This window comes from Streptosporangium nondiastaticum, assembly GCF_003011965.1.
Lineage (GTDB): Bacteria > Actinomycetota > Actinomycetes > Streptomycetales > Streptomycetaceae > Streptomyces > Streptomyces nondiastaticus.
In genome coordinates, this window is record NZ_PXWG01000192.1 from 1 (window position 1) to 10,175 (window position 10,175).

Sequence of the window (10,175 nt, forward strand, 5' to 3'; positions counted from 1 at the left end):
CCGCCGGGCTGCCCGCCCCCGGCGGCCCGGCCGTCCCGGGCGAACCCGCGCCCGGCCCCGGCCGGCTGACAGTCAGCGCCCAGCCCAGCGGCACCGCCACGATCGTCACGCTCACGGCGAGCGGCGGCCGGGCGGTGGTGTGGTCCATGACGGCCGACGCGCCCTGGCTGCGGCTGAGCAAGCCGGGCGGGGTGCTGCAGCCCGGGCAGACCACGACGGTCGTCGTCGAGGTCGACGCGGAACGCGAGCCGGCGGGGCCGTGGCGGGCCCGGGTGACCATCGCCCCGGGCGGTACGACGGTGACGATCGAGGGCCGCGGCCGCCCGGTCGTCTCCACCCCGGCCGCCACCCAGTCCCCGACGGCTCCACCGTCGCCTACGACGCCTTCGCCTTCGGCGGCGGGCTGAGCCGGTGGTACCTGCCCGCTACGGCGCCTTCGCCTTCAGGGGGCTGAATCCGGCGGCGCCGGTCCGTTTCCGGCCGGGCCAACCCTCCCGCCGCGACGGCGCGCAACCACGGTGGCGCGGCCCGGCGGCGCCCGGCCGGCCTGAGGTGCGTACGGCACCGCCGGTCACCGCCGTTGTGGCCGGTCGCCGCGGCGGCGGGTTCGAGGGTGCGGGGGCGCCCGCTCCTACGAGCGCGCCCCGGGCGCAGGATCCGCCGGGTGCGGAGCCATCGGCAGCAGCGCGGCCAGCCGCTCCTCGCAGAGCTCGGCCAGCCGCTCGTAGCCCTCCTTGCCCATCATCTCCGTGAGCTCGGGCCGGTAAGTGACGTAGACCGGCTCGCCGGCCCCGTGCGCGGACGTGGCCGACGTGCACCACCAGTGCAGGTCATGGCCGCCCGGGCCCCAGCCCCGGCGGTCGTACTCGCCGATGGAGATCTGCAGCACGCGCGAGTCGTCCGGCCGGTCGATCCAGTCGTACGTGCGCCGCACCGGCAGCTGCCAGCAGACGTCCGGCTTGGTCTCCAGCGGCTCGCGGCCCTCCTTGAGGGCCAGGATGTGCAGGGAGCAGCCCGCGCCGCCCGCGAAGCCGGGCCGGTTCTGGAAGATGCAGGAGCCCTTCCAGCGGCGCGTCTGCCGGTCGCCGTCCTCGTCGAGCTGCGTCCAGCCGGAGTCCGTGCCCACGTCGTGGAACTGCCAGATCTCGGGCGTGAGCCGCGCCACGTGCCCGGCGACGCGCTTCTCGTCGTCCTCGTCGGAGAAGTGCGCGCCCAGGGTGCAGCAGCCGTCGTCGGCGCGCCCGGCCTGGATGCCCTGGCAGCCGCTGCCGAAGATGCACGTCCACCGGGAGGTCAGCCAGGTCAGGTCGCAGCGGAAGACCTGTTCGTCGTCCGCCGGGTCGGGGAACTCGACCCAGGCGCGCGCGAAGTCGAGCCCCACCTCGTCGGAGTCGGAGGGGGAAACGGGCGCGATCTGCTGATCGCGCTTTTTGCCCGGCTTGCCTTGTGCGCCCTGCTTGCCCTGCTTGGCCTTCTTCGTCTTTGCCACCCCTCCAGCCTATGCGCCCCGGACAGCCGCAGTAGCGTTCAGGCCATGAGACTCGGTGTCCTCGATGTGGGTTCGAATACGGTCCATCTGCTCGTGGTGGACGCACACCCGGGCGCGCGCCCCCTGCCCGCCCACTCCCACAAGGCCGAGCTGCGCCTCGCCCAGCTCCTCGACGAGGACGGTGCGATCAGCGACGCGGGGATAGACCGCCTGGTCGCCGTCCTCCAGGACGCCCTGCAGGCGGCCGAGGACAAGGGCTGCGAGGACGTCCTGCCGTTCGCGACGTCCGCCGTCCGCGAGGCCGCCAACGCGGACACCGTCCTGGCCCGGGTCCAGAAGGAGACGGGCCTCACGCTGCCCGTCCTGACCGGCGAGGAGGAGGCCCGCCTGACCTTCCTCGCCGCCCGCCGCTGGTTCGGCTGGTCGGCCGGAAAGCTGCTGGTGCTCGACATCGGCGGCGGCTCCCTGGAGATCGCCTTCGGCATGGACGAGGACCCGGACGCCGCCGCTTCCCTCCCGCTCGGCGCCGGCCGCCTCACCTCCGCATGGCTGCCCGGCGACCCGCCCGACCCCACGGACGTCCGCGCCCTGCGCCGCCACGTCCGCGCCCAGATCGCCCGCATCGTCGGCGACTTCGCGCGCCACGGTGGACCGGACCACGTCGTCGCCACCTCCAAGACCTTCAAGCAGCTCGCCCGCATCGCGGGCGCCGCCCGCTCCACCGAGGGCCTGTACGTGCAGCGGGCGCTGACCCGCCGCGCCCTGGAGGACTGGGTGCCGCGGCTCGCCACGATGACCTCCGACCGGCGCGCCCAGCTGCCCGGCGTGTCGGAGGGCCGGGCGCACCAGCTGCTCGCCGGCGCCCTGGTGGCCGAGGGCGCGATGGACCTGTTCGGCGTGGACGAGCTGGAGATCTGCCCGTGGGCGCTGCGCGAGGGCGTCATCCTGCGCAGGCTGGACCACCTGCCGGTGGCGCCGCGGAGCTGAAGCGGGCCGGAAGCGCGGCCGAACCAGGGGCGCCGGAAGCGCGGCCGGGCGCGGACCCGCCACATCGGAGGTACCCGCCCGCCGTACGAGAGGCGGTCGTACGCTGTCCCTCGTGACAGAGCCAGTGGTGCGCATCCCGGATGCGAAGGTCGCGCTGTCCACGGCCTCGGTCTACCCCGAGTCGACGGCGACGGCCTTCGAGATCGCCGCCCGCCTGGGCTACGACGGCGTCGAGGTCATGGTGTGGACCGACCCGGTCAGCCAGGACATCGAGGCCCTCCGCCGCCTGTCCGACTACCACCAGGTGCCCGTCCTCGCCGTGCACGCCCCCTGCCTGCTGATCACTCAGCGCGTCTGGTCCACCGACCCCTGGGTCAAGCTCCAGCGCGCCCGGGCCGCCGCCGAGAAGCTCGGCGCGAGCACGGTCGTCGTCCACCCGCCGTTCCGCTGGCAGCGCGGCTACGCCCGCGACTTCGTCCGCGGCATCTGGCGGATGGCCGAGGAGACCGACGTCCGCTTTGCGGTCGAGAACATGTACCCGTGGCGCTACCGCGACCGCGAGATGCTCGCCTACGCGCCCGACTGGGACGTCACCAAGGACGACTACCGCCACTTCACGGTCGACCTCTCGCACACCTCCACCGCCCGCACCGACGCCCTCGCGATGATCGACCGGATGGGCGACCGGCTCGCCCACATCCACCTCGCCGACGGCAACGGCTCCGCCAAGGACGAGCACCTCGTGCCCGGCCGCGGCAAGCAGCCCTGCGCCGAGGTGCTGGAGCGCCTCGCGACCCGCGGCTTCGACGGGCACGTGGTGATCGAGGTCAACACCCGCCGCGCCATGTCCACGGCCGAGCGCGAGGCCGACCTCGCCGAGGCGCTCGCCTTCACCCGGCTCCACCTGGCCTCGCCCACCGGCGTGCCCCGGCCGTGACCGCCGCAGCCCCCGGCGGCGCCGGAACCCCCCGCAGACGCGGCCGCCCCGCCCGTACGGACGCGGACAGCGGCCCCGGCGCCCGCGAGCGCATCCTCACCGCCGCCCGCGCAGAGTTCGCCGCCCGCGGCTACGACCGCGCGTCCATCCGCGCCATCGCCAAGGGCGCGGGCGTCGACCCGGCGCTCGTCCACCACTACTACGGCCCCAAGGAGCAGATCTTCGCGGCCGCGATCGAGACGGACTTCGCACCCGCACGCGAAGCGCCGGAGATCATCCAGGCCGGCGGACCGGACACCCTGGGGGAGCGGCTCACCCGCTTCATCCTCGGCGTCTGGGAGAACCCGGCCACCCGCGAACAGCTCCTCGCGATCGTCCGCTCGGCCGTCGCCAACGAGACCGCCGCCGCGGTCTTCCGCGACCTCGTCACCAGCCGGCTCATGACCCGCGTCGCGGGCGAGCTCGACGTCCCCGACGCCGAGCTGCGCTCGGAGCTGGCGGCCGCCCACCTCGTCGGCGTCGCCATGCTGCGCTACGTGATCAAGGTCGAGCCGCTGGCGTCGGCGGACGTGGAGCAGGTGGTGGCCATGGTGGCGCCGGCGGTGCAGCGGCACCTGGCGGGGGACGCGTACGCGTGAGAGGCGCGGCCCGCCGCGGACGCTCGTAGGAACCCTCGGACCTGTGTAAGGCCCCCGGACCCGCGTTAAGACCCCCTGGACCCGCGTAAGGCCCTCGGACCCGCGTCTCACATGGCGGAGAAGCCGTCCGCCCCCTGGAGCACGGGCGTAGGCTCGAAAGACACCGCTACGGCGGAGGAGAGGCGCCGGCACGACACGGCGGCGCCCACGCACTGCGAGGAGTGGAGCAGCAATGCCCGAGCTGAGGTCCCGCACCGTCACCCACGGCCGCAACATGGCGGGCGCCCGTGCCCTCATGCGGGCCTCGGGCGTAGCGAGCGAGGACATCGGCAAGCCGATCATCGCGGTGGCCAACTCCTTCACCGAGTTCGTCCCGGGCCACACCCACCTCGCCCCGGTCGGCCGGATCGTCTCCGAGGCGATCAAGGCGGCGGGCGCCGTGCCCCGCGAGTTCAACACCATCGCCGTCGACGACGGCATCGCCATGGGCCACGCCGGCATGCTCTACTCGCTGCCCTCCCGCGACCTGATCGCCGACTCCGTCGAGTACATGGTCGAGGCCCACTGCGCCGACGCCCTGATCTGCATCTCCAACTGCGACAAGATCACCCCGGGCATGCTGATGGCCGCCATGCGCCTCAACATCCCCGTCGTCTTCGTCTCCGGCGGCCCCATGGAGGCCGGCCAGGCCACCCTCGTCGACGGCACGGTCCGCAAGCTCGACCTCATCAACGCCATCGTCGACGCCGTCAACGAGAACGTCTCCGACGAGGACGTGCTGCGCATCGAGGAGAACGCCTGCCCGACCTGCGGCTCCTGCTCCGGCATGTTCACCGCCAACTCGATGAACTGCCTCACCGAGGCCATCGGCCTCTCCCTGCCGGGCAACGGCTCCGTCCTCGCCACGCACACCGCGCGCAAGGACCTCTACGAGAACGCCGCCCGCACGGTCGTCGAGATCACCAAGCGCTACTACGAGGACGGCGACGAGTCCGTCCTGCCGCGCAACATCGCCACCCGCGCCGCCTTCGACAACGCCATGGCCCTCGACATCGCCATGGGCGGCTCGACCAACACGATCCTCCACCTCCTCGCCGCCGCGCAGGAGGCCGGGCTCGACTACGACCTGAGCGACATCGACGCCGTCTCGCGCCGCGTCCCCTGCCTGGCCAAGGTCGCCCCCAACGTCGCCCCCGGCGGCACCTACTACATGGAGGACGTCCACCGCGCGGGCGGCATCCCCGCCATCCTCGGCGAGCTCTACCGCGCGGGCCTCCTCAACGAGGACGTGCACACCGTCCACTCGCCCGGCATCAAGGAGTGGCTGGAGGCCTGGGACGTCCGCGGCGGCTCGCCGACCCCCGAGGCCGTCGAGCTCTGGCACGCCGCCCCCGGCTGCGTCCGCTCCGCCACCGCCTTCTCCCAGTCCGAGCGCTGGGAGTCCCTGGACACCGACGCGGCCGGCGGCTGCATCCGGGACGCCGCCCACGCCTACTCCAAGGACGGCGGCCTCGCCGTCCTCAAGGGCAACCTCGCCGTCGACGGCTGCGTCGTGAAGACCGCCGGCGTCGACGAGTCGATCTGGACGTTCGAGGGCCCGGCCGTCGTCTGCGAGTCGCAGGAGGAGGCCGTCGACAAGATCCTCTCCAAGAGCATCAAGGAGGGCGACGTCGTCGTCATCCGCTACGAGGGCCCGCGCGGCGGCCCCGGCATGCAGGAGATGCTCTACCCGACGTCCTTCCTCAAGGGCCGCGGCCTCGGCAAGGCCTGCGCCCTGGTGACGGACGGCCGCTTCTCCGGCGGCACGTCGGGCCTGTCGATCGGCCACGCCTCGCCGGAGGCCGCCTCCGGCGGCACGATCGCGCTGGTGCGGGACGGCGACCGCATCCGCATCGACATCCCGAACCGCTCCATCGAACTCCTCGTCGAGGAGAGCGAGCTCGACGCGCGGCGCGCGGCCCTGGGCGGCACGTACGCCCCGAAGAACCGCGAGCGCAAGGTGTCGGCGGCGCTGCGCGCGTACGCGGCCATGGCCACGAGCGCGGACCGGGGCGCGGTGCGGGACGTCAGCCGCCTGGGCGCCTGACGGCGGGTCGGCAGGTCGGCGGGTCGGCAGGTCGGCGGGCCTACGGAGCCGAGGTCCGGCCCGGCATCGCCGGAGACGTTGCCGGTGGTTGCTCGCCGTTGCGGCGGATGAGAAGGCGCGGGCCCCGTACACGGCCGGTTGCTCGCCGGAGCGGCTGCAAGGTGCGCCGTGGCCACCTTGCATCCGCGCAACGGCGCTCAGCCGAAACGGGAGGGGACCGGCGGTGCCGAGCGATGTCCTGCCGGCGTCAGGTGAGCGCCGGTCGCGTCAACGCCAGCGCCCCGGATCGTCGGCGCCGACCGCGAAGACCGTCCCGTCCGGCGCCGTGCCGAAGACCTTCCCGTCCGCCGCGACGGGCGCGGGCGGCAGGTCGACGTAGCCGCGCCCGGCGCGGGCCGGCCGCGGCGCCGTCTGGCCGAGGAGTGCCCCCTTCGCGGTGTCGACGGCCAGGAGCCGCCCGTCCGCCGCCGAGAAGTACACGCGGTCGCCGTCGGCGGCGACCAGCGCGGAGGCGTTCGCCACGGACGTGTCCAGCCGCCACAACTGACGCTTCTCACCCACGGCGGTGAGCCCGCCGTCCGTCGACAGCAGGTACACCGCATCGCCCCGCGCCACCGAACTCGCCACGTTGAGCGGCGCACCGAGCGGAACGCGCGTCTCCCGCCGCGCCCCCGGGTCGTAGCGGACGACGGCCGACACCCGGTTGTCCCGGTCGGGAGCCGTCAGGAACAGCGCACCGCCCGTCCCCGTGCCCACGGCCGTCAGATCGCCGTCGGCCGTCCACTCCCACAGCGTCGTCCCGCGCTCCGGGTCCAGCGCGAGGATCCGCGTCCGGTGCTGCCCCTGACCGGCCGGGGCCACGGCGTACACCGGCTGCCCCGGCCCGCCGGCCCCCGCGCCGTAGGAGCCGAAGGAGGAGAACACCGGCTTGGCGTGCCCCGGCAGCCCGAGCCCGTGCTGCCAGCGCTGCTTGTTCGTACCGCCGTCGACCGCCGTCACCGTCCCGTCCCCGGCGACCAGCAGCACGGTGTCCCCCGCGTGGTAGACCCGCCCCGGGTACGCGGAGACGTCCCGCGTCCAGCGCGGCTCGCCCGTCGACGGCTCCAGCGCCGACAGCGTCCGGCCGTCCGGCGACAGGACGTGGACGAGGCCGCCGGAGACGACGGGAGCGGGCACGGGACCGGTCTCACCGCCGCCGGCGGCGGGTGAGGCAGCTGCGGACGCCGAGGCCGCCGCCTTCCGCCAGACGATGCTTCCGCCGGAGGTTTGAATCCGTGCCGCCTGCAGACCGCGCGCGGAACAGTAGAGCGACTCCCCTCCGTACGCACACGCCCCTGTCGCACCCTCGGGCACCGGCACCTCCCACGGCCGCCAGCCCGCGGAAGCGCCCGTCGGCCGCGTCTGCAGAGGCTGCTCCGCGTCACCGCCGCGACTCAGCGCCCACGTCCCGCCCGCCACCAGGACGGCCGTCGCCACACCGGCGGAAACGAGCCACGGCGTGCGCCGCCGTCGACGCTGCCGCCGATGCGGGCTGGAGGCGGGTGCGGGTGCGGATGCGGGATGCGGGGCTGAGGCTGGGCCGGGGGCTTCCCCGGCGTCCTCGCGCGGCGGAGGGACCCGCACATGCGTAGGAACGGAATCGTCCGGGACGGTGACCTCGACCCGGCGCGCCCCGCCCTGCCACAGCTCGCGCGGCAGCCGGGCCATGATCGCGTCCGGCGTCGGCCGCTGCTCCGGGTCCTTCGCCAGGCAGTCCTGGATCAGCGGTACGAGATCGGCCGGCACCCCCGTGAGATCGGGATCGGTGTGCACGACCTGGTACGCCACGATGTACGGGCTCTCGGACTCGAACGGTCCCCGCCCGGTCGCCGCGTGCACGAGCAGCGACGCCAGCGCGAACACGTCTGCCGCGGGCCCCACCTCCCGCGGCCGCTGGAACTGCTCGGGCGCCATGAACGGCGGCGTCCCGATCAGCTTCCCGGTCTCGGTCCGCAGCTCGCTGTCGTAGGGGCGAGAGATGCCGAAGTCGATGACCTTCGGGCCGTCCTCGGCCAGCAGCACGTTGCTCGGCTTGAGGTCCCGGTGCACGACCCCGGCCCGGTGGATGTCCCGCAGCGCCTCCGCCAGCCCGGCCGCCAGGCGCCGCACTTCCTCCGGCGCGAGAGGACCGTTCCGTTTCACCCGCTCGGAAAGCGTGGGGCCGGGAATGTAGAGGGTCGCCATCCACGGGCGCTCGCCATCGGGATCCGCGTCCACGACCGGCGCGGTGAATGCGCCGCTCACTCGCCGGGCGGCCGCCACCTCCTGCCGGAAACGCGCCCTGAACTCGGGATCCACCGCATATTCGGCGTGCACCACCTTGACCGCGAGCCGCAGCCCCGAAGCGGAACGCGCCAGATGCACCACGCCCATGCCACCGGAGCCGAGGCGCCCCTCCAGCCGGTACTCACCGGCATAACCCGGATCCTCCGCTTCCGGCCCCGTTCCGGCACTGCGCAGCGGCGGCATTCCCCCACCCCCGTTGTCTGTCGGCCGCCAAAAGCGCGGCGTCCGGAGCCTAATCGATGGCATCCGGCAATCCCGGGAGGCGTGCCGCGCCTTGCTAGCCTGCACATGACATTGCATGTCATTGATCTACACAGCATCGATCAACGCATCATTGATCGATGGTGAACGCGCAAACGGGGGAGGGCCGCATGGCCACCAGTGAGATCAACGAGAACACGAACGAGAACGAGAACGAGAACGAGAACGAGAACGGGTCCTCGTCGGGCGAGCCCTCGAACCTTTCGGTCCGCGCGGCCGCCGCCACCGTCTACTACCCGGTGGCCCCCGGCCAGCAGGTCAACGTGCGCCGCGGCCCGAACACCGGCAGCCAGATCGTCCGGGTCCTCCCCGAGGACTCCCGCGTCGCCATCCGCTGCCAGACCCGCGGCGAAACGATCACGGGCCCCTACGGCACCACCGACATCTGGGACAGCATCGCCCCCGGCCAGTACGTGTCGGACGCCTATGTGAAGACCGGCAGCGACGGCTTCGTGACGATCCGCTGCTCCTGACCGCGCCCCGGTCGCCGGCACTGCTCGGTGGACATAATCGAGACATGAGCGACGAGTCGGGACCCCAGCCGGAGCCCATCAGGTTCTACGGCACCACGTGGCTGAATCACGACGGTGGATACGGCCTGCGGCGAGCCGGCACCTGCATCGGTGCGCTGGCCGCGGCAGCAGCGGGCGCCCTGGTCCTGCGCTTCGGCTACGAGGGACTGGCCATCGCCAAGGTCGGCGGCCTGGTCAACGCGATGGTGGTCGTCGCCTTCGCGGTGTGCAGCGCCCTGGCCTTCCGCCGCACCTGGGAGCGCTTCGGCCGCCGCCCCGATCCCGCGGCCGACCCGCACGCCGAGCGGTCGATGCAGAGCCTGATGATGATCGGCTTCATCGGCGCCCTCCTCGCCTACGCCCTCCGCACGCTCAAGGAAGCACCGGGCGAGGAGCTCCACCGCCGGGAGTACAAGGAGGCCGTCGCGCGGTACGAGCGGCGGACCGAGCGGAAGGGCAAGGGCAGGCGCAAGCGGTAGGCGCCGGCACCCGCCCCGGGGCGGCCGAGGGGGTGGCAACGAGGCCCCGAAACCTCGTGTAGTGTTCTCCGAGTTGCCACGGGGTCCGCAAGGACAACGAGGCGGCGATCGAGCCGCACCGGCGGCACTCACCACTGCACGGCCCCTGAACGGGATGAATTTCGGCATGCCGGAATTCGGATCGGGAAGGCCCCAGGCTCCGATTAGGAGTCACCGGGGAAATCCGCTAAAGTAGTGATCACGCCGGAAGGTGCGAAACAAACCCCGCTCCAACAGGGGGCCGGAAACGGAATTCGGACCGGAAACGGACCGGAAAACGGATCTGGTAAGGTTGGAAACACCGAAGGGAAGCGCCCGGAGGAAAGCCCGAGAGGGTGAGTACGAAGGAAGCGTCCGTTCCTTGAGAACTCAACAGCGTGCCAAAAGTCAACGCCAGACTATAAAATACCCCGTCTCCGGTC

General features: G+C 73.0%; 9 protein-coding genes. 7 read left to right on the forward strand and 2 right to left on the reverse strand.

The genetic code is table 11. The annotated features are described in order from the left end of the window. Nucleotides 1-407: BACON domain-containing protein (locus B7P34_RS37840; RefSeq protein ID WP_189383254.1), on the forward strand; the 407-nt coding region annotated here is incomplete at its 5' end. Between the two features lie 224 nt (nucleotides 408-631). Here B7P34_RS37840 and B7P34_RS33390 read toward each other — a convergent pair. Beyond that, complete coding sequence (locus B7P34_RS33390) at nucleotides 632-1,489, reverse strand: hypothetical protein (RefSeq protein WP_106681916.1); 858 nt, start codon at nucleotides 1,487-1,489, stop codon at nucleotides 632-634. A gap of 45 nt (nucleotides 1,490-1,534) precedes the next feature. Between B7P34_RS33390 and B7P34_RS33395 the strand changes: the two genes are divergently transcribed. From B7P34_RS33395 to ilvD, 4 genes are all read left to right on the forward strand, one after another. After that, the gene (locus B7P34_RS33395; RefSeq protein ID WP_106681917.1) at nucleotides 1,535-2,476 is read left to right on the forward strand and encodes a Ppx/GppA phosphatase family protein; all 942 of its coding nucleotides are present in this window, start codon (nucleotides 1,535-1,537) and stop codon (nucleotides 2,474-2,476) included. 112 nt (nucleotides 2,477-2,588) lie between these two features. Next, nucleotides 2,589-3,413: a sugar phosphate isomerase/epimerase family protein gene (locus B7P34_RS33400; protein WP_189383255.1), complete on the forward strand. Its 825-nt coding sequence runs from the start codon at nucleotides 2,589-2,591 to the stop codon at nucleotides 3,411-3,413. Beyond that, on the forward strand, nucleotides 3,410-4,051 hold the full coding sequence (locus B7P34_RS33405) for a TetR family transcriptional regulator (RefSeq protein ID WP_106681919.1): 642 nt from the start codon (nucleotides 3,410-3,412) through the stop codon (nucleotides 4,049-4,051). The genes B7P34_RS33400 and B7P34_RS33405 overlap by 4 nt, the downstream gene beginning before the upstream one ends. A gap of 232 nt (nucleotides 4,052-4,283) precedes the next feature. Then, nucleotides 4,284-6,137 (forward strand): dihydroxy-acid dehydratase, encoded by a 1,854-nt coding sequence (ilvD, locus tag B7P34_RS33410; protein ID WP_106681920.1) that lies wholly within the window; start codon nucleotides 4,284-4,286, stop codon nucleotides 6,135-6,137. A gap of 267 nt (nucleotides 6,138-6,404) precedes the next feature. Here the strand turns inward: ilvD and B7P34_RS33415 are convergent, their stop codons facing one another. Then, on the reverse strand, nucleotides 6,405-8,645 hold the full coding sequence (locus tag B7P34_RS33415; protein WP_106681921.1) for a protein kinase domain-containing protein: 2,241 nt from the start codon (nucleotides 8,643-8,645) through the stop codon (nucleotides 6,405-6,407). Nucleotides 8,646-8,833: 188 nt separating this feature from the next. Between B7P34_RS33415 and B7P34_RS33420 the strand changes: the two genes are divergently transcribed. Next, nucleotides 8,834-9,196 (forward strand): hypothetical protein, encoded by a 363-nt coding sequence (locus tag B7P34_RS33420; RefSeq protein ID WP_223268494.1) that lies wholly within the window; start codon nucleotides 8,834-8,836, stop codon nucleotides 9,194-9,196. A gap of 44 nt (nucleotides 9,197-9,240) precedes the next feature. After that, entirely contained in the window at nucleotides 9,241-9,714 is a 474-nt protein-coding gene (locus B7P34_RS33425; protein WP_106681922.1) for a hypothetical protein, read from the forward strand. The last annotated feature ends 461 nt before the right edge of the window (nucleotides 9,715-10,175 follow it).